This is a genomic window from Streptomyces sp. CB02056, from assembly GCF_001905545.1.
GTDB lineage: Bacteria > Actinomycetota > Actinomycetes > Streptomycetales > Streptomycetaceae > Kitasatospora.
On record NZ_LIPD01000011.1, the window covers coordinates 113,286 to 135,493 of the forward strand.

The following is a 22,208-nucleotide window of genomic DNA, read 5'->3' on the forward strand; positions in this document are numbered from 1 at the left end:
ATGTCCAACGAAGCCAAGCTCCGCGACTACCTCAAGCGCGCCACGGCGGACCTGCGCGAGGCACGACAGCAGGCCAGGGAACTGGAGGAGAAGGCCCACGAACCCATCGCGATCGTGGGGATGGGGTGCCGGTACCCGGGCGGGGTGAGCTCGCCGGAGGACCTGTGGCAGCTGCTGTCGGAGGGGCGCGACGCGATCTCCGGCTTCCCCGAGGGACGGGGATGGAACCTGGACGGCTCCGGCGCCCCGGCCCGGGACCAGGACGCGCGGGGACCCGGCTCGATCCCCACCCGGAGCGGCGGATTCCTGCACGACGCGGACCTGTTCGACGCGGGGTTCTTCGGCGTCTCGCCGCTCGAGGCCGAGGCGATGGACCCGCAGCAGCGGCTGCTGCTGGAGGTGTCCTGGGAGGCGCTGGAGCGGGCGGGGATCCGTCCCGACACCCTGAAGGGCAGTGCGACCGGTGTCTTCACCGGGCTGATCTCCGGGGAGTACGTCTCCCGGCTGTCCTCCGTCCCCGCCGAGGCCGAGGGCTACGCCGGTACGGGGAACACGGCCAGTGTCGCGTCCGGCCGGGTGGCCTATGTGCTGGGGCTGGAGGGCCCGGCCGTGTCGGTGGACACGGCGTGCTCGTCGTCGCTGGTGGCGCTGCACCTGGCGGTGCAGTCGCTGCGGCGGGGCGAGTGCTCGATGGCGCTGGCCGGCGGTGTCACCGTCATGGCGGGCCCGTCCACGCTCGTCGAACTCGGCAAACAGGGCGGTCTGTCCCCGGACGGCCGGTGCCGGGCCTTCGGTGAGGAGGCCGACGGCACGGGGTTCGGCGAGGGTTGCGGCGTGCTGGTGCTGGAGCGGTTGTCCGATGCGCGGCGGGCTGGGCGCCGGGTGTTGGGGGTGCTGCGGGGTTCGGCGGTGAACCAGGACGGTGCCTCGAACGGGTTGACGGCGCCGAGCGGTCGGGCGCAGGTGCGGGTGGTGCGCGGGGCCTTGGAGGACGCCGGGCTGTCGGCGGGCGACGTCGACGCGGTGGAGGCGCACGGGACGGGGACGCGGCTGGGCGATCCGATCGAGGCGCAGGCCTTGCTGTCCGCCTACGGGGCGGGGCGTGAAGTGCCGTTGTGGCTGGGCTCGGTGAAGTCGAACATCGGTCACACGCAGGCCGCGGCGGGTGTGGCGGGTGTGATGAAGATGGTGCTGGCGATGCGGCACGGGGTGCTGCCGCGGACGTTGCACGCGGAGGTGCCGTCATCGCATGTGGACTGGTCCTCGGGCGGGGTGGAGCTGCTGAGCGAGGCGCGGGAGTGGCCTGAGCTGGACAGGCCGCGACGGGCGGGTGTGTCGTCCTTCGGGATCAGTGGGACGAACGCGCATGTGATCGTGGAAGGGGTCTCAGAAGAGGCAACTACCTCTCCCGATGGCCCTGTTGATGATGTGGTGCCGTGGGTGGTGTCCGGCCGGTCGGTGGAGGCGTTGCGGGCGCAGGCGGGCCGGCTGGCGGAGCACCTGACGGAGCACCCGGAGGTCGGGGCAGGCGATGCCGGCTGGTCGCTGGTCGCGCAGCGCTCGCTGTTCGAGCAGCGTGCCGTCGTGACGGGCGCCGACCGGGAGGAACTGCTCGCGGGGCTGAGCGTCCTGGCCGAGGGCGGTAGGGCGGACAACGTCACCGTCACGCCCTCCACCACGCCCCCCGACGGCCGGCGCGGCACCGTCTTCGTCTTCCCCGGCCAGGGCTCCCAGTGGGCCGGCATGGCACGGGAACTGCTCGCCGGGTCACCGGCGTTCGAGGAACAGCTCCGCGCCTGCGACCAGGCCCTGACCCCGTACGTCGACTGGTCCCTGCTCGACGTGCTGAACGGCCGTGACGGCGCACCCCCGCTGCACCGGGTCGACGTCGTCCAGCCGGCCCTCTGGGCCGTGATGATCGGACTGGCCGCGGTCTGGCGTTCCCTGGGCGTGCGTCCCGACGCGGTGGTGGGCCACTCCCAGGGCGAGATCGCCGCCGCCCATGTCGCGGGAGCGCTGTCCCTGGACGACTCGGCCAAGATCGTCGCCATCCGCAGCCGGGCCCTGCTGCGCCTGGCGGGCACCGGCGGCATGGTCTCCGTCGCCGCCCCGGTCGAGGACGTGCGCGCACTGCTGGCCACCATCGACGGCCATGCCGAGATCGCCGCGGTCAACGGCCCCTCCTCGACCGTGGTCTCGGGCGGCCCCGAGGCCCTCGACCGGCTCACGGCCCGCTGCGAGGCGGGCGGGATCGTGAGCCGCCGCATCGACGTCGACTACGCCTCCCACTCCGCGAGCGTCGAGCCGCTGCGTGAGCAGCTCCTGGCGGAGCTGGCCGGCATCACCCCCACGACCTGCGACACCGCCTTCTACTCCAGCGTCACCGCTACCGCCCTCGACACCGCGCGGCTGGACGCCGACTACTGGTACGACAACCTCCGGCGGCCGATCCGGTTCCAGGAGGCCGTCCAGGCCGCGGCCGACGGCGGCCACGGGTTCGTCGTGGAATCCAGCCCGCACCCCGTCCTGACCGCCGGCATCGAGGAGACCCTCGGCGGCGAGCGGGTCGTCGTGGGCTCCCTGCGCCGTGATCACGGGGCCGTCCGGCAGATCCTCACGAACGCGGCCCGCCTCCACACCGGCGGACTGCCCGTCGACTGGTCCCAGCTCTTCGCCGGGGCGCGGCCGGTGGAGCTGCCGACCTACGCCTTCCAGCGCCGGTCCTACTGGCTGAAGGAGGACACCGCCGTCGCGGACGTGGCCTCGGCGGGTCTCGAGACGGTGGGGCACCCGCTGCTGGGCGCGGCGGTCGAGCGGCCCGACGGGAAGGGCTGGGTGCTCACGGGCCGGCTCTCGCCCACGACCCACCCCTGGGCTGCGGACGTTCCGCACGCCGTACTGCTCGAACTGGCGCTGGCCGCGGCCGACCGGGCCGGGTGCGACCGGCTGGAGCGGCTGACCGTCGAGACGCCCCTGAGCCTCGGACGGACCGCGACCGACGTGCAGGTCGTGGTCGAGACGCTGGGCCGCGGCCGCTGCTCCCTCTCCGTCTTCTCGCGGGCTTCCGGAACCTGGATCCGGCACGCCACCGGGGAACTGACCGAGACCCCGGTCGACGCCGGGCCGGCGCCGGCCGCCACGGGCCCGGACCACGAGGTCCTCCGGGCGGATGTGGAACTCCCGGCCCACACCGACCCCGTGGGGTACGGCGTGCACCCGGTGCTGCTGGCCGCCGCACTGCGACCGTTCGCCGGAACCGGTGCGCCCCGCACCTGGTCCGGCGTCGAGCTGTACGCCACCGGTGCCACCGCGCTGCACGTGTCGCTGACGCCCACGGGAGCCGACACCGCGCGGGTGTCGGCGGTGGACGCGATGGGCGAACCAGTGCTGAGCATCGGTGAAGTGACGATGAGTCAGCAAACCATGGCCGAGGTCGAGGCCGAGGTTCACGACGACCTGTTCCACCTGGACTGGACCGCACTCGGCGGCCACGCCGTCCGGCCCTCCGCCGAGGACTCCTGGGGCGTGCTCGGCTCCGCCGACGGGCTCGCTCTCCCCGGTGCCGTGGCGTACCCCGACCCGGCCGCCCTGGCCCGGGCCGCCGAGGTGCCCGGCACGGTGATCCTCCCCTGCCTGGACGTGGAGGGCGACGGGCGGGACGTGCCCGGCGCGGCCCGGGCCGTCGCCCAGCGCGCACTGGAGGTGCTGCAGGACTGGCTGGCCGAGGGGCGGTTGGCCCGCTCGCGCCTCGTCGTCCTCACCCGCGGGGCCGTCGCGACCGCCCCCGACGAGGGCGTGAGCGCGCTGTCCGCCTCGGTCCTGTGGGGTCTGCTGCGCTCCGCCCAGACCGAACACCCGAACCGCTTCGTCCTCCTGGACGTCGACACCGACCCGGACCGCGACACCCTGGCCGCGGCCCTCGCGACCGGCGAGCCGCAACTCGCCCTGCGCGGCGGCACTCTGCTCGCCCCCCGACTCACCCGGACGGCACCGGCCGAGTTCCGCGCCCCGGTGTCGTTGGATCCGGAGGGTGCGGTGCTGGTGGTGGGTGGTACGGGGGTGTTGGGGGCGTTGCTGGCGCGTCATCTGGTGGTGGCGTGCGGGGTGCGGCACCTGGTGCTGGTGGGCCGTCGGGGTGTGGAGGCGCCCGGGGCGGTGGGGTTGCGGGACGAGCTGTTGGAGTTGGGCGCGCGCACTGTGGTGGTGCGGGCGTGTGACGCGGCCGACCGGGTGGCGCTGGGGGTGCTGGTCGACGAGGTGGTGGCCCGGCGTCCGCTGGCGGGCGTGTTCCACCTGGCGGGTGTGCTGCGCGACGGGGTGCTGGTGTCGCTGGGTGCGGAGGCGCTGGGGGAGGTGCTGCGGTCGAAGGTGGACGGCGCGTGGGCGTTGCACGAGGTGACGCGGGAGCGGTGCCCCGGGCTGGCCGCGTTCGTCGTGTACTCCTCGGTCTCGGGCCTGATCGGCGGTGCCGGTCAGGCGAACTACGCGGCGGCGAACACCTTCCTGGACGCGTTGGCGCAGGAGCGGTCGGCCCGGGGGCTGCCGGGTCTCTCGCTGGCGTGGGGCTTGTGGGAGCAGGAGTCCGGCATGACCGCCGGCCTCGACGAGGGCGACCTCGGCCGCATCCGGCGCTCCGGCGTCCTGCCGCTGCCCACGCCGCGGGCGCTCGCCCTCCTCGACCTCGCGATCCGCACGGACCGGCCCGTGATGGCTCCCGTCCGCCTGGACTCCGTCGGCCTGCGCGAGCGCTCCGCCGGGCCGGTGCCCTCCGTCCTGCGCCGACTGGTACGCCGCCCGCGCCGGATCGCGGCCACCGGTGCCGAGTCGTTCTCCCTGGCCGGCCTGCTGTCCGGCGGCCGGGAGGACGAGCGGGGCCGCCGTCTGCTCGACCGACTGCGCGACCAGCTGCTCGAACACCCCGAGGTCTCCCACGCGATTCCCGTCCTGGTGCGGGCCGAAGATCCCGCGGAGCAGGAGCAGGAGCAGGAGCAGGAGCAGGAGCAGGAGCAGGAGCAGGAACAGAAGCGGACGACGGCCCGGGCCGAGACCAGGCTCGTGGCCTACGTCCTGCCCGGCCCGTCCCCGAAGGTGCTCCAGGAGCTCCGCGACCGCCTGCCGGCCCACCTCGCCCCCGTCGAGATCCTCGGCGCCGACGAGCCGCACGCCCGGGAGGCGGTCCTCTGCGGGCTCTTCGCCGAACTGCTCGGCCTCACCCGGGTGGCACCCGGCGACAGCTTCTTCGACATCGGCGGCCAGTCCCTGCTCGCCACCCGCCTGATCAGCCGTGTCCGCGGTGTCCTCGACGCCGAGATCCAGCCCGGCGAGCTGTTCGAGCACCCGAGCCCGGGCGCCCTGGCACTCCGTCTCGGTCACGGAACCGGGGAGCGGCGCACCCGCCTCGCGCCCGTCTCCCGACCGGACGTCCTTCCCCTCTCCTTCGCGCAGCAACGCCTCTGGTTCCAGCACAGGTTGGAGGGCCCGTCGGCGACGTACAACGTGCCGCTCGCGCTGTGGATGTCGGGGGAGCCGGACCCGGCGGCGCTGGCGGCCGCGCTGAACGACGTGGTGGGCCGGCACGAGTCGCTGCGGACGGTGTTCGAGGAGGCGGACGGCGAGCCGTGCCAGCGGGTGCTGGCCGAGTTCGAGGTGCCGTTGGAGACGCGGCGGCTCGAAACCGCCGACCTGCGGGGCGAGTTGACCGTGGCTTCCCGGTACGCCTTCGACCTGGCGACCGAAGTGCCCATCCGGTCCTGGCTGTTCAGCACCGGGCCGTCCGAACACGTCCTGCTCGTCGTGCTGCACCACATCGCGGGCGACGGGTGGTCCATGGTGCCGCTGGCCCGCGACCTGGCCGAGGCCTACGCGGCCCGACTCGACGGTGCGGCGCCGGGGTGGGAGCCGCTGCCGGTGCAGTACGCGGACTACACCCTCTGGCAGCGGGACCTCCTGGGTGGGGCGGACGACCCCGACAGCCTCTTCGGCCGCCAAGTGGACTACTGGCGACAGGAGTTGGCCGACCTCCCGACGGAGGTGAGCGCCCCCGCCGACCGGGCGCGGCCCGCCGTGGCCTCGTACGCCGGAGACGTGACCCCCTTCGCGCTCGACCCGGACCTGCACCGCGCGCTGAGCGAACTGGCCCGCGCCCACGACGCCACCGTCTTCATGGTCCTGCAAGCCGCTCTCGCCGCCCTGCTGACCCGGCTCGGCGCCGGCACCGACATCCCGCTCGGCAGCGGCATCGCCGGCCGGACCGACGAGGCGCTCGACCGGCTGGTGGGCTTCTTCGTCAACATGCTGGTCCTGCGCACGGACACCTCGGGCGACCCGTCGTTCGCCGAACTCGTCACCCGGGTACGGGAGACCAGCCTCGCCGCCTACGCCCACCAGGACGTCCCCTTCGAGTCCCTGGTGGAGGAGATCAACCCGCACCGTTCGACCGCCCACCACCCGCTGTTCCAGGTGGCCCTGACCCTGCAGAACAACGAGCAGGCCCGGTTCCGGATGTCCGGACTCGACGTCCGCCCGGAACTCGTCGGCACCGGGACCTCCCGCTTCGACCTCTTCTTCAGCCTGACGGAGAGCCACGGCGCGAACGGCGAACCCGCCGGCATCGACGCGTACGTCGAGTACGCCACGGAGCTCTTCGACGCCTCCACCGTCGACGCCCTGATCCACCGGTGGACCGCGTTCATGCGCGCCCTGGTCAGCGACCCCGCGGCCCCCATCGGCGCGGCGGACATCCTCACCCCGCGGGAGCACGCGCGGATCACCGGGTGGAACGCCGGCCCCACCCGCGACACCACCGGCTCGAGCCTGCCGGCGCTGTTCGCCGCCCAGGCCGCCCGCACCCCCGACGCGACGGCCCTGGTCTGCGAGGACGTCGAACTGACCTACCGGGAGCTGGACGCCCGCGCCAACCGGATCGCCCACTGGCTGCGCGCCCGGGGCATCGGCGCCGAGCAGCACGTGGCCGTCCTCTACGAGCGCTCGCCCGAGCAGATCGCGGCCGTCCTCGGCGTCCTCAAGGCGGGCGCCGCCTACGTCCCCCTCGACCCCGAGTACCTCGCCGAGCGGGTCGGCCACATCCTGGCCGACGCCGCCCCGGAGCTGATCCTGACCACCCGGGCGCTCGCCGACACGATCGGCACCCTGCACGACGGCACCGAGACCGTGGCCACCGACGACCCGGGGACGGCCGCCGCCCTGGCCGGCTGCCCCGACCACGACCCGGAGCCCGCCGCACCGCCGCACCCCGGCCACCCGGCCTACGTCATCCACACCTCCGGCTCCACCGGCGTGCCCAAGGGCGTCGTCGTCACCCACCAGGGCCTCGGGAGCCTGGCGAGCACCCTGCTGCGACAGTGCGCGGTCACCCCCGACTCCCGGGTGCTCCAGCTGTCGTCGCCCGGCTTCGACGCGGCCGTCCTCGAACTGACCATGGCCTTCGCGGCCGGCGCCGCCCTCGTCCTGGGCGGCCGGGACCGCCTCGTCGGCGCCGAACTGGCCGACGTCCTGGCCGACCGCCGGATCACCCACGCGCTCGTCCCGCCGTCCGTGCTCGGCACCCTGCCGGCCGGATCCGCCGAGGCGCTCACCGGGTTCCGCACCCTGATCGTGGGAGCCGAGGCGTGCGGCGCCGACCTGGTGCGGACCTGGTCGCCGGGACGCCGCATGGTCAACGCCTACGGCCCGACCGAGTCCACGGTCGTCGCGGCCATCAGCGAGCCGCTCACCGGCGGTGACGTACCGATCGGACGACCCGTCGACAACACCCGGGTCCGGGTCCTGGACGAACGCCTGCGGCCGGTGCCGCCGGGCGTCCCCGGCGAGCTGTACCTGGCGGGCGCGGGCCTGGCCCGCGGCTACCTCGACCGGCCCGGGCTCAGCGCCCAGCGCTTCGTGGCCGATCCGTTCGGCCCGGCCGGCACCCGCATGTACCGCACGGGCGACGTCGTGCGCTGGACGGCGGAGGGGCAACTCGAGTACCTGGGCCGGGCCGACCAGCAGGTCAAGGTCCGCGGCTTCCGGATCGAACCCGGCGAGATCGAGGCCGTCCTGCGCGAGCAGTCCGGTGTCGCCCAGGCCGTGGTGGTGGTCCGCGAGGACCGCGAGGGCGACCCGCGGCTCGTCGCGTACATCGTGCCCGAGGGCGAGGGCGCCGAGGACGACCAGGTGGACGAGTGGCGCGAGATCTACGACGACGTCTACGGCGGCGCCGGGACGGAGACGCCCGGGTTCGGCCAGGACTTCACCGGCTGGAACAGCTCCTACACCGGTGAGCCGATCCCGCTCGACGAGATGCGCGACTGGCGCGACGCCGCGGTGCGGCGCATCACGGAACGCCCGCCCCGGCGCGTCCTGGAGATCGGTGTGGGCTCCGGCCTGCTCTTCGGCCCGCTGGCCCCCCGGGCCGAGACCTACTGGGCGACGGACTTCTCCGCGCCCGTGATCGAACGCCTCACCGCCCAGTGCGAGACCGCCGGACTCGCCGACCGGGTACGGCTGCTGTGCCGGCCCGCCGACGTCGTGGACGACATCCCGGCCGAGTACTTCGACACCGTCGTCCTCAACTCGATCATCCAGTACTTCCCCGACGCCGACTACCTGGCCCGGGTCCTGGACGGCGCGCTCGGCCGGCTCGCCCCCGGCGGGCGCATCGTCGTGGGCGACGTCCGCCACCGCGGCTCGCTGCGCGCCTTCCAGACCGGGATCCACCTCGGCCACGCGGCGGAGGACGGCACCGGCGAGCAGCTCAGGGCGGCCGTGGAACACGCGGTGATCATGGAGAAGGAACTGGTCATCGACCCGGACTTCTTCACCGTCTGGGCGCGGCGCCACCCCGAGGCGGTGGCCGGCGTCGACATCCGGCTCAAGCGCGGCGCCCACCACAACGAGCTGACCAGGCACCGCTACGAGGTCGTCCTGCACAAGGCGGACGGGACCGCCCGGGCCGAGTCCCTCGCGGACGTGCCGGAACTCGTCTGGGGCCGCGATCTCACGAGCCTCCAGGACCTGGCGGGCCTGGACGCCCTCACCTCCGGGGCCGGGCCGGTCCGGGTCACCGGCCTCGTCAACAGCCGGCTGACCGGAGAGGTCGCGGCGGCGGAGGAACTCGCGCACGAGGCGTCGCCGCAGCGGCTCCGCGCCCGGCTGAGCACGGGGCGGGCCGACGGGAACGCGCCCGAGGCCGTCGACCCGGAGGCCCTGCACGAGTGGGGCGAGCGGCACGGCTGCCAGGTGCTGACCACCTGGGCGCCCGGGGCGCCGGACGCCCTCGACGCCGTACTCGTTCCCGGCGGGCGCGCGGACGCCGTCTACACGGACGTGCACCGGCCGGCGTACACCCAGGACAAGCCCCTGTCGGCCCTGGTGAACAACCCCCTGGGCTCCCGGACGACCGGACGCGTCCTGGCCGGGCTGCGGGACGCCCTGCGGCAACGGCTGCCCGAGTACATGGTGCCGTCCGCCGTCATCGCCCTCGACGCGCTGCCGCTCACCTCCAGCGGCAAGCTCGACCGGCGGGCCCTCCCGGCTCCCGACTACGCGTCGCGGTCGGCGCGCGGGCCCCGTACGCCGCGGGAGGAGATCCTCTGCGGCCTGTTCGCGGAGGTGCTGGGAGTCGACCGGGCCGGGATCGACGACGACTTCTTCGACCTGGGCGGTCACTCGCTGCTGGCGACGCGGCTGGTGAGCCGGGTGCGGTCGGTGCTGGGCGCGGAACTGCCGTTGCGTGCGGTGTTCGAGACTCCGACGGTGGCCGGGCTGGTCGAGCGGTTGTCCTCCGGCGGTGCGGTGCGCCCGGAGCTGGTGGCGGGGGAGCGGCCGGAGCGGTTGCCGTTGTCGTTCGCGCAGCAGCGTCTGTGGTTCCTGCACCGGCTGGAGGGTCCGTCGGCGACGTACAACATGCCGTTGGCCTTGCGGTTGTCGGGTGTGCTGGACCGGGGTGCGTTGGCGGCCGCGTTGGACGACGTGGTGGGCCGGCACGAGTCGCTGCGGACGGTGTTCGCGGAGGTGGACGGCGCGTCGTACCAGCGGGTGCTGACCGGCGTGCGGGTGCCGTTCGAGGTGTCCGAGGTCGAACCCGCAGCTCTGGATGCGGCGTTGGCGGGCGCGGCGCGGTACGCCTTCGACCTGGCGGCCGAACTGCCCATCCGTTCCTGGCTGTTCGGTACCGGTCCGTCGGAGCACGTCCTGCTCGTGGTGCTGCACCACATCGCGGGTGACGGGTGGTCCATGGCGCCGTTGGCCCGTGATCTGGCGGAGGCCTATGCGGCCCGGCTGGAGGGTGCGGCGCCGGGGTGGGAGCCGCTGCCGGTGCAGTACGCGGACTACACGCTGTGGCAGCGCGAGCTGCTGGACGGTGTACGGGAGGATGAACTCACGTATTGGCGCGGTCAGTTGGCCGGCCTGCCGGAGGAGGTGAGTCCGCCCGCCGACCGGGCTCGGCCGGCCGTGGCCTCGTACGCGGGAGAGACGGCGTCGTTCGGGCTGAGCCCGGCTCTGCACCGTGCCGTCGGCGAGGTGGCGCGGGCCCATGACGCCACGGTGTTCATGGTGTTGCAGGCGGCCTTGGCCGTGCTGTTGTCCCGTCTGGGGGCGGGGGAGGACGTTCCCATCGGTTCGCCGGTGGCGGGGCGTTCGGACGAGGCGCTGGACGATCTGGTCGGGTTCTTCGTGAACACGCTGGTGCTGCGGACGGATGTGTCGGGTGATCCGTCGTTCGCCGAGCTGGTGGGCCGGGTGCGTGAGGCCGGTCTGGGTGCCTTGGCGCATCAGGACGTGCCGTTCGAGTACCTGGTGGAGGAGTTGAACCCCCGGCGGTCGGCGGCGCGGCATCCGCTGTTCCAGGTGATGCTGGCCTTGCAGAACACCGAGCAGGCCCGCTTCGAACTGCCGGGTCTGGAGGTGGCGGCGGAGCCGGTGGGCACGGGCGTGTCCCGGGTCGACCTCACCCTCAGCCTCGCCGAGGACCCTGACGGCGGGATGCGCGGGGTCGCGGAGTTCGCGACGGACCTCTTCGACCGGTCCACCGTCGAGGTGCTCCTCGACCGGTGGGTGCGGCTGCTGGAGGGGCTGACCGCGCGGCCGGAACTGCCGGTGGCCCAGGTCGACATCCTCACCCCCGAGGAGCGCCGGCAGCTCCTGTCGGGCCGGAACGACACGGACCTGCCCGTGCGCAGCCTGGTCACGGCGTTCCGGGCGCAGGTCGAGCGGGTCCCCGACGCCGTCGCGGTCGTCGCCGACGGCACCCGGCTCACGTACGCCCAGCTCGACGAGCGGGCCGACCGCCTCGCCCACGAGCTGATCGGCCGTGGGGTCGGCGCGGAACGCCTGGTGGCCATCGCCATGCCGCGGTCGATCGGCTTCGTGGTCGCGGTGCTGGCCGTGGTCAAGGCCGGCGGCATGTACCTGTCGCTCGACGCGCGGTACCCGGAGAGCCAGGTCCGCAGGATGTGGGCGGACAACGACGTCAACCTGCTGCTGACCGACTCGCCGACCCGCGTCCCGGCCTTCGTGCCCGGGGACCAGGTGCTGCTCGTCCAGGACGACGCCGCACACGTCCCGTCCACGTCCACGTCCCCGTCCGCCCCGTCCACCCCGCCCGCCGGCGACCGCGGCGCGGCCCCCGACCCCGACCAGCTGGCCTGCGTCATCTACACGTCCGGATCCACCGGCACCCCGAAGGGCATCGGGCTCACCCACGCCGACATCACGTCCCTGGCCGACGACCCCGTGGTCGGCGGGTACCCCGCACGGGTGCTCCTCCACTCGCCGACCGCCTGGGACGCCCTGCCGTTCGAGCTGTGGATGCCCCTCCTGCTCGGCGGCCGGGTCGTCATCGCCCCCGACGTGCCGCTCGACGGACCGCATCTGCGCGACATCGTCCGCGACCACGGCATCACCTCCATGTGGATCACCGCGGGACTGTTCAAGGCGATGGCCGAGGACCACCCCGACTGCTTCGCGTCCATGCGCCAGGTCTTCACCGGCGGCGAGGTCGTCCCGCAGGGCCCGGTGCGGCGCGTCATGGCGGCCTGCCCGGACCTCACCGTGGTCAACGGCTACGGACCGGGTGAGACCACCACCTTCGCCACCCTGCACGCGATGGCGCCCGGCCACGACCCCGAGCCGTCCCTGCCGATCGGCCGGCCGGTCACCGGCAAGCAGGTGTACGTCCTCGACGAGCGCCTCGGCCTGGTGCCGCCCGGCGTGGTGGGCGAGCTGTACGTCGCCGGCGCCGGCATGGCGCGCGGGTACCTGGGGCAGCCGGGGCTGAGCGCCCAGCGCTTCGTGGCGGACCCGTACGGCCCGGCGGGCACCCGCATGTACCGCACGGGCGACCTCGCCCGCTGGAACCGGGACGGCCTGCTGGAGTTCGCCGGCCGGGCCGACCACCAGGTCAAGATCCGGGGCTTCCGGATCGAGCCGGGCGAGGTCGAGTCGGGGCTGCGGCGCTGCGCCGGAGTAGCGCACGCCACTGTCGTCGTCCACACCGTCCGGGAGGGCGATGTCCGTCTGGTCGCCTACGTGGTGACCGAGCCCGGCACCGGGTTCGACCCGTCCGCGATCGCCGGGGAACTGCGCGGGCGACTCCCGGAGTACATGGTCCCCGCCCTGATCACGGCCGTCCCCGCGATACCCCTGACGCCGAACGGGAAGGTGGACCGGGCCGCGTTGCCGGCGCCCGACTTCGGCGCCCTGGTGTCGGAGGGCGGCCGGGGGCCCCGTTCGGCGCGTGAGGCGGCGCTGTGCGAGGTGTTCGCGGAGGTGCTGGGAGTCGAACGGGTCGGGATCGACGACGACTTCTTCGACCTGGGCGGCCATTCGCTGCTGGTGATGCGGTTGATGAGCCGCGTCCGTGAACGGCTGGCTGCGGAGCTGCCGCTGCGTGCGGTGTTCGAGTCGCCGACGGTGGCCGGGCTGGTCGAGCGGCTGGCTTCGGGTGCGGTGGCGCGGCCGGAGCTGGTGGCGGGGGTGCGGCCGGAGCGTTTGCCGTTGTCGTTCGCGCAGCAGCGGTTGTGGTTCCTGCACCGGTTGGAGGGGCCGTCGGCGACGTACAACATGCCCTTGGGGCTGCGGTTGTCGGGTGTGCTGGACCGGGGTGCGTTGGCGGCCGCGTTGGATGACGTGGTGGGCCGGCACGAGTCGCTGCGGACGGTGTTCGAGGAGGTGGACGGCGAGCCGTGCCAGCGGGTGCTGACCGGGGTGCGGGTGCCGTTCGAGGTGTCCGAGGTCGAACCCGGCGGTCTGGGTGGGGCGTTGGCGGGTGCGGCGCGGTACGCCTTCGACCTTTCGGTTGAACTGCCCATTCGGGCATGGCTGTTCAGTACCGGACCGTCGGAGCACGTCCTGCTCATCGTGCTGCACCACATCGCGGGTGACGGCTGGTCCATGGCGCCGCTGGCCCGTGACCTGGCGGAGGCCTACGCGGCCCGGCTGGAGGGTGTGGCGCCCGGGTGGGAGCCGCTGCCGGTGCAGTACGCGGACTACACGCTGTGGCAGCGCGAGGTCCTGGACGAGGTGCGCGACGACCAGATCACTTACTGGCGCGGCCAGTTGGCGGAGCTCCCGCAGGAGGTGAGCCTGGCCGCCGACCGCGTGCGGCCGGCAGTCGCCTCGTACACGGGTGACGTGACCACCTTCGCCCTCGACCCGGACCTGCACCGCGCACTGGGCGAGCTCGCGCGGTCGTCGAACGCGACATTGTTCATGGTGCTCCAGGCGGCCTTGGCGGTGTTGCTGTCCCGTCTGGGTGCGGGGGAGGACGTCCCCATCGGTTCGCCGGTGGCGGGGCGTTCGGACGAGGCGCTGGACGATCTGGTCGGGTTCTTCGTGAACACGTTGGTGCTGCGGACGGATGTGTCGGGTGATCCGTCGTTCGCCGAGCTGGTGGGTCGGGTGCGTGAGGCGGGTCTGGGCGCCCTGGCGCACCAGGACGTGCCGTTCGAGTATCTCGTGGAGGAGTTGAATCCCCGGCGGTCGGCGGCTCGGCATCCGCTGTTCCAGGTGATGCTGGCCTTGCAGAACACCGAGCAGGCCCGCTTCGAGCTGCCGGGTCTGGAGGTGGCGGAGGAGCCGGTGGGCACGGGCGTGTCCCGGATGGACCTCACGCTCAGCCTCGCCGAGGAGCCCGGCGGCGGGATGCGGGGAATCGCCGAGTTCGCGACGGATCTCTTCGACCGGTCCACCGTCGAGGGGTTCCTGGGCCGGTGGGTGCGGCTGCTGGAGGGGCTGGCCGCGCGGCCGGAACTGCCGGTCGGCCAGGTCGACATCCTCACGCCCGAGGAGCGGCACCAGCTGCTGTCGGGCTGGAATGACACCGGCCGGGACGTGCCGGCGACGACCGTGCCGGAGCTGTTCGCCGCGCAGGCGGCCCGGACGCCCGAGGCCGAGGCCTTGGTCGCCGGGGCCGCGCGGCTGAGCTACGCCCAGCTGAACGCCCGGGCCAACCGGATCGCCCACTGGCTCCTCGCCCAGGGCGTCCGACCGGGCGACACGGTGGCCGTGGCGCTGCCCAGGTCGGTCGAACTGGTCGCCGTGCTCCTGGCCACGCACAAGGCCGGTGCCGCGTACCTGCCGCTGGACCTGGACTACCCGGCGGAGCGCACCGCGTTCATGTGCCGTGACGCGGAGCCCGCGTACGTGGTCGACGACCTCGACCTGATCAGCGGGCTGCTCGACGGGGACGGCGGTGACGCCACCGACCCGGCCGTCGAACAGCACCCCGGCCTTCCCGCCTACGTGATCTACACCTCGGGCTCCACCGGGCGCCCCAAGGGCGTTGTCGTCCCGCAGCGGGCCATCGTCAACCGGCTCCTGTGGATGCAGGACGAGTACGGGCTCGGCCCCGACGACCGGGTGCTCCAGAAGACCCCGTCGAGCTTCGACGTCTCCGTCTGGGAGTTCTTCTGGCCGCTCGTCACCGGCGCCACGCTCGTGGTCGCGGAACCCGGAGGCCACCGGGACCCGGCGTACCTGAGCCGGCTGATCCAGACGGAGGCCGTCACCACCGTCCACTTCGTGCCGTCCATGCTGGAAGCGTTCCTCGCCGACGAGTCCACCGCCCGCTGCACCGGCCTGACCCGGGTGATGTGCAGCGGGGAGGCGCTCCCGGCGGACCTGGCCGCGCGGTTCCACGACACGCTGCCCCACGCGGAACTGCACAACCTCTACGGCCCGACCGAGGCCGCGGTGGACGTCAGCTCCTGGCACAGCGTCGCCGACCCGGGGGTCGTACCCATCGGCCGGCCGGTCTGGAACACCCGCCTGTACGTGCTCGACGCGGCGCTGCGACCGGTGGCTCCCGGCGCCCCCGGCGAGTTGTACATCGCCGGAGTCCAGTTGGCCGACGGCTACCTGCGGCGGCCGGGGGTGACGGCCGAGCGGTTCGTGGCCAACCCCTTCGGCGCACCCGGCGACCGCATGTACCGCACGGGAGACCTCGCCCGCTGGACGGCCGACGGCGTCCTCCAGTTCCTCGGCCGGGCCGACCAGCAGGTCAAGATCCGGGGCTTCCGGATCGAGCCGGCCGAGATCGAGGCGGCTCTCACCAGCCATCCGGCGGTTCGCCAGGCCCTGGTCGTCGCCCGGGAGAACGCCCTGGTGGCCTACGCGGTGCCGGAGGAGGGCGCCGGGATCGACACCCGGCAGCTCCGGGAGCACCTGCGGGCCACCCTGCCGGACCACATGATCCCGGCAGCCGTCGTCCCCCTGGACCGGCTTCCCCTCACCCCGAGCGGGAAGGTGGACCGGGCCGCGTTGCCGGTGCCCGACTTCGGCGGGTCGGTGTCGGAGGGTGGCCGGGGGCCCCGTTCGGCGCGTGAGGCGGCGTTGTGCGAGGTGTTCGCGGAGGTGCTGGGAGTCGACCGGGCCGGGATCGACGACGACTTCTTCGACCTGGGCGGGCATTCGCTGCTGGCGACGCGGCTGGTGAGCCGGGTGCGGTCGGTGCTGGGTGCGGAGCTGCCGTTGCGTGCGGTGTTCGAGTCGCCGACGGTGGCCGGGCTGGTCGAGCGGCTGGCTTCGGGTGCGGTGGTGCGGCCGGAGCTGGTGGCGGGGGAGCGGCCGGAGCGGTTGCCGCTGTCCTTTGCGCAGCAGCGGCTGTGGTTCCTGCACCGGTTGGAGGGTCCGTCGGCGACGTACAACATGCCGTTGGCGATGCGGTTGTCGGGCGCGTTGGACCGGGGTGCGTTGGCGGCCGCGTTGGATGACGTGGTGGGCCGGCACGAGTCGCTGCGGACGGTGTTCGCGGAGGTGGACGGCGAGCCGTGCCAGCGGGTGCTGACCGGGGTGCGGGTGCCGTTCTCGGTGTCCGAGGTCGAACCGGCAGTTTTGCGCCGGGAGTTGGACGAGGCCGCGCGGTACGCCTTCGACCTTTCGACTGAACTGCCCATCCGTTCCTGGCTGTTCGGTACCGGTCCGTCGGAGCACGTCCTGCTCGTGGTGCTGCACCACATCGCGGGTGACGGGTGGTCCATGGCGCCGTTGGCCCGTGATCTGGCCGAGGCCTATGCGGCCCGGCTGGAGGGTGCGGCGCCGGGGTGGGAGCCGCTGCCGGTGCAGTACGCGGACTACACGCTGTGGCAGCGCGAGGTCCTGGACGACGTTCTCGACGGCCAGATCGCCTACTGGAGTGGTCAGTTGGCGGATCTTCCCGAGGAGGTGAGCCCGCCCGCCGACCGGGCCCGGCCGGCCGTGGCCTCGTACGCCGGCGACATGACGTCCTTCGTCCTCGATCCGGACCTGTACTGTGCCGTCGGCGAGGTGGCGCGTGCCCATGACGCCACGGTGTTCATGGTGCTCCAGGCGGCCTTGGCCGTGCTGTTGTCCCGTCTGGGTGCGGGGGAGGACGTTCCCATCGGTTCGCCGGTGGCGGGGCGTTCGGACGAGGCGCTGGACGATCTGGTCGGGTTCTTCGTGAACACGCTGGTGCTGCGGACGGACGTGTCGGGTGATCCGTCGTTCGCCGAGCTGGTGGGCCGGGTGCGTGAGGCGGGTCTGGGCGCGTTGGCGCATCAGGACGTGCCGTTCGAGTACCTGGTGGAGGAGTTGAACCCCCGGCGGTCGGCGGCGCGGCATCCGCTGTTCCAGGTGATGCTGGCGTTGCAGAACACCGAGCAGGCCCGGTTCGAACTGCCGGGTCTGGAGGTGGCGGAGGAGCCGGTGGGCACGGGCGTGTCCCGGGTCGACCTCACGCTCAGCCTCGCCGAGGAGCCCGGCGGTGGGATGCGGGGTGTCGCGGAGTTCGCGACGGATCTCTTCGACCGGTCCACCGTCGAGGTGCTCCTCGACCGCTGGGTGCGCTTGCTGGAGGCGTTGACCGCGCGGCCGGAGCTGCCGGTCGGCCAGGCCGACATCCTCACCTCCGACGAATACCGCGAACTGTCGCGGCTGGACTACGTCCTGGACCGGAACCTCCGACTCGTGCCACGGGGTGTCGTGGGCGAGCTGTACGCCAGGGGCGCGGAGAGCGACCTGGCCGGCAGTGACCCGGAGCGCTGGGTGCCGGACCCGTTCGGTGCGCCGGACGCGCGGATGTACCGCACGGGCGACCTGGCCCGCCGCCGGACCGACGACGGGCACCTGGAACTCGTCGGCCCCGCCGACCCGTTGGCCGCCGCCCTGGAGATCGAAGCCGTCCTGCGGACACTGCCCGGCGTCGCCGAGGCCGCCGTGGTGGTGGACGGCGAGGCGACGCGGTCGGTGGCCTATGTGGTGCCGCTCGTCATGAACCAGTTCTCCGTGTCGCGCCTGCACGAGGACCTGAAGCACCGGCTGCCGGAACACCGGCTGCCCGCGGTGGTCATGCCCGTCCCCGCCCTCCCGCTGACGGCGGACGGTGCGCTCGACCGGGCCGCCCTGCCCGGCCCCGACCACGTGCCGCGGGCGGTGCGGACGACGCGCTCGCCGCAGGAGGAGATCCTCTGCGGTCTGTTCGCGGAGGTGCTGGGGGTCGACCGGGTCGGGATCGACGACGGGTTCTTCGGTCTGGGCGGTCACTCGTTGATGGCGGCCCGGCTGGTGAGCCGTGTGCGGTCGGTGCTGGGTGTGGAGCTGCCGTTGCGTGCGGTGTTCGAGTCGTCGACGGTGGCCGGGCTGGCGGAGCGGTTGTCTTCCGGTGGTGTGGTGCGCCCGGAGTTGGTGGCGGGGGTGCGGCCGGAGCGGTTGCCGTTGTCGTTCGCTCAGCAGCGGCTGTGGTTCCTGCACCGCTTGGAGGGTCCGTCGGCGACGTACAACATGCCCTTGGGGCTGCGGTTGTCGGGCGCGTTGGACCGTGGTGCGTTGGCGGCCGCGCTGGACGACGTGGTGGGCCGGCACGAGTCGCTGCGGACGGTGTTCGCCGAAGTGGACGGCGAATCCTGCCAGCGGGTGCTGGCCGAGGCGCCGGTCCCGCTGGTGACGGTGGAGGTCGACGCCGACGGACTGCGCGACGCGATGGCCGAGGCCGCCCGGTACGCCTTCGACCTGGCGGCGGAGATCCCGCTCCGGGCGTGGTTGTTCGCCTCGGGCCCGTCGGAGCACGTCCTGCTCGTCGTGCTGCACCACATCGCGGGCGACGGTTGGTCGTTGGCGCCGCTGGCGCGTGATCTGGCGGAGGCGTACACGGCCCGGCTGGAGGGTTCGGCGCCGGGGTGGGAGCCGCTGCCGGTGCAGTACGCGGACTACACGCTGTGGCAGCGCGAGGTCCTGGACGAGGTGCGCGACGACCAGATCGCCTACTGGCGCGGCCAGTTGGCGGAACTTCCGGAGGAGGTGAGCCTGCCCGCCGACCGTGCTCGGCCGGCGGTGGCCTCGTACGCGGGAGGGACGGCGTCGTTCGAGCTGGGCCCGGACCTGCACCGCGCACTGGGCGAGCTCGCGCGGTCGTCGAACGCGACGTTGTTCATGGTGTTGCAGGCGGGTCTCGCCGTGCTGCTGTCCCGCCTGGGTGCGGGGGAGGACGTCCCCATCGGCTCTCCGGTGGCCGGTCGCTCCGACGGGTCCCTGGACGATCTGGTCGGGTTCTTCGTGAACACGCTGGTGCTGCGGACGGATGTGTCGGGTGATCCGTCGTTCGCCGAGCTGGTCGGCCGGGTGCGTGAGGCGGGTCTGGGCGCGTTCGCGCACCAGGATGTGCCGTTCGAGTACCTGGTGGAGGAGTTGAACCCCCGGCGGTCGGCGGCTCGGCATCCGTTGTTCCAGGTGATGCTGGCCTTGCAGAACACCGAGCAGGCCCGCTTCGAGCTGCCGGGTCTGGAGGTGGCGGAGGAGCCGGTGGGCACGGGTGTGTCCCGGGTCGACCTCACCCTCAGCCTGGTCGAGGAGCCGGGTGGCGGGGTGCGCGGGGTCGCGGAGTTCGCGACGGATCTCTTCGACCGGTCCACCGTCGAGGGGTTCCTGGACCGGTGGGTGCGCTTGCTGGAGGGGCTGACCGCGCGGCCGGAACTGCCGGTGGCCCAGGTCGACATCCTCACCCCCGAGGAGCGGCACCAGCTGCTGTCGGGCTGGAACGACACCGGCCGGGACGTGCCGGCGACGACCGTGCCGGAGCTGTTCGCCGCACAGGCGGCCCGGACGCCCGAGGCCGAGGCCCTGGTCGCCGGGGCCGCGCGGCTCAGCTACGCCCAGCTGAACGCCCGGGCCAACCGGATCGCCCACTGGCTGCTCGCCCGGGGCATCCGACCGGGCGACACGGTGGCGCTGATGTACGAGCGGTCGGCGGACCTGGTGGCCGCGCTCCTCGGCGTCCTCAAGACGGGTGCGGCCTACCTGCCGGTCGACCCGGAGTTCCCGAGCGCCCGGGTGGCGCACATCCTCACCGAGGCCGCTCCCGCCCTCCTGCTCACCAGCGACGCCGTCGCCACGGGCGCCGGAGCAGGCGCCCTCGCGGAGCGCCCCTCCTCGGCGACGGTCGTCACCGACGCCCCCGATACCGCGGCCGCCCTGGCACTGTGCCCGGACACCGACCCGGCGCCGGTCGCCGGTGCCGCGGACCCGGCGTACGTCCTCTACACCTCCGGATCCACGGGCGCGCCCAAGGGCGTGGTCGTGGAGCACGGGGCGCTGTCGAACTTCCTCGCCGACATGGCCGCGCGCTTCCCGCTGACCACCGGGGACCGCTGGCTGGGTGTGACGACCGTCGGGTTCGACATCTCCGTGCTGGAGCTCTGCCTGCCGCTGACCAGCGGCGCCACGCTGGTGCTCGCCGACCGTGACACGGCCCGCACGCCCGCCGCGCTCGCCGGTCTGCTCCGGGCCACCGGAGCCACCGTCATGCAGGCGACCCCCACGCTGTGGCGGGCCCTCGCCGACGAGCAGCCCGGGTGCCTCGACGGGCTCCGGGTCCTGGTGGGCGGCGAGGCGCTCCCGCCCGACCTCGCGCGGACCCTCGCCGCCCGCGCCGCCGAGGTCGTCAACCTGTACGGACCGACCGAGACCACCATCTGGTCCACGGCGGCCGGCATCGCCCCCGGGGCGGCACCGGAGCGCACGCCCATCGGAACGCCGATCGCCAACACGCGGGTGCACGTCCTCGACGAGCGCCTCGGCCTGGTGCCGCCCGGCGTGGTGGGCGAGCTGTACATCGCCGGCGCCGGCGTGGCGCGCGGGTACCTGGGGCAGCCGGGGCTGAGCGCCCAGCGCTTCGTGGCGGACCCGTACGGTCCGGCCGGCACCCGCATGTACCGCACCGGCGACCTGGTGCGCCGGAACCGGGACGGCCTGCTGGAGTTCGCCGGCCGGGCCGACCAGCAGGTCAAGATCCGGGGCTTCCGGATCGAACCGGGCGAGATCGAGGTCCTGCTCCGGGAACAGCCCGGCGTGGCGCACGCCGTGGCGGTGGTACGGGAGGACCGGCCGGGTGACCAGCGGCTGGTCGCCTACGTGGTGCCCGACGAGCCGGCCGACGCGCCGCACCTCGCCGAACGCCGCGACCTCCGGGACGCCCTGCACCTGCGGCTGCCCGAGTACATGGTGCCGTCGGCCGTGCTCACCCTGCCCGCCCTGCCGCTGACCCCGAACGGCAAGCTCGACCGCCGAGCCCTGCCGGCCCCGGACCGGGGCGCCGCCGGCCGCGGGCCCGCCTCCCCCCAGGAGGCGGTGCTGGCCGGGCTGTTCGCCGAGGTCCTCGGGGTGGAGCGGGTCGGCGTGGACGACGGGTTCTTCGACCTGGGCGGCCACTCCCTGCTCGCCACCCGGCTGATCGACCGCGTCCGGGACGTGCTGGGCGTGGAGCTGCCGCTGCGCGCCCTGTTCGAGACCTCCGACGTGGCCGGGCTCGCCCGCCGCCTCGACGCGGACCACGACGGCTCGGCCGACGCCTTCGGTGTCGTCCTGCCCCTGCGGCCCCGCGCCGAGGGCGTGCCGCTGTTCTGCGTCCACCCGGGCGGCGGCCTGAGCTGGTCGTACGCCGGACTGCTGCGCCACCTGCCCGCGGAGGTGCCCGTCTACGGCATCCAGGCCCGTGGACTGTCCGAGCCGGACGACCTGCCGGGCAGCGTCGAGGAGATCGCCGACGACTACATCGCCGAGCTCCTCCGGCTGCGTCCCGAGGGCCCCTTCCCGTTGCTGGGCTGGTCGTTCGGCGGGGTGGTCGCCCACGCCATGGCGGCCCGGCTGCGGGAGCGCGGGTTCGACGTCCCGTTCCTGGTCCTCCTCGACGCGCAGCCCGCGCGGCCCAGGACCGCCGAGGAACTCGCCGAGGAGGCGACCCTCGACACGTCCATGGTGTACCGGACGCTGCTGACAGCGTTCGGAGTGCCCGTCGGCGACGGGGAACCGCTCACGCACGCGCGGTTCACGGAGCTGGCCCGTGAACACCACGCGGCCGTGGCCGACTTCACCGAGGACCGGATCGCCGACGTCCTGCGGGTCATGGCCAACGACCTCCGGATCACCCCCGCCCACCGGCACACGCCGGTGGCGACGGAGGCCGTCGTGTTCGCGGCCACCCGGAAGGACCCGTCCGACCTGGTCACCCCGGAGATGTGGGCCCCGTACATCGACGGCCCGCTCGACCACCGCACGGTCGACTGCGGCCACGCCGCGATGGCCGGCCCGGAGGCGCTGCGGGTGATCGGGCCGATCCTCGCCGAGAGGATGCGCCGGCTCTCCTGAGCGGCGTGCCGGGGAACCGTCGGCCGGGGAACCGCGTGCCGGGGAACCGTGGGCCCGGGCAACCGCGGCCACGGTTCCCCGGGCCCGCGGGGAGAGACCGGAGACCAGCTCCA

General features: G+C 73.7%; 1 protein-coding gene. It reads left to right on the forward strand.

Annotated elements, in window-relative coordinates; genetic code table 11:
* Positions 1–22,095: a hybrid non-ribosomal peptide synthetase/type I polyketide synthase gene (locus AMK13_RS43720; protein WP_074004725.1), complete on the forward strand. Its 22,095-nt coding sequence runs from the start codon at positions 1–3 to the stop codon at positions 22,093–22,095.
* Positions 22,096–22,208 lie beyond the last annotated feature (113 nt).

Excerpts from the sequence above, each read along its gene's own strand:
- AMK13_RS43720 (WP_074004725.1), top strand. The coding sequence starts at position 1 with ATGTCCAACGAAGCCAAGCTCCGCGACTACCTCAAGCGCGCCACGGCG.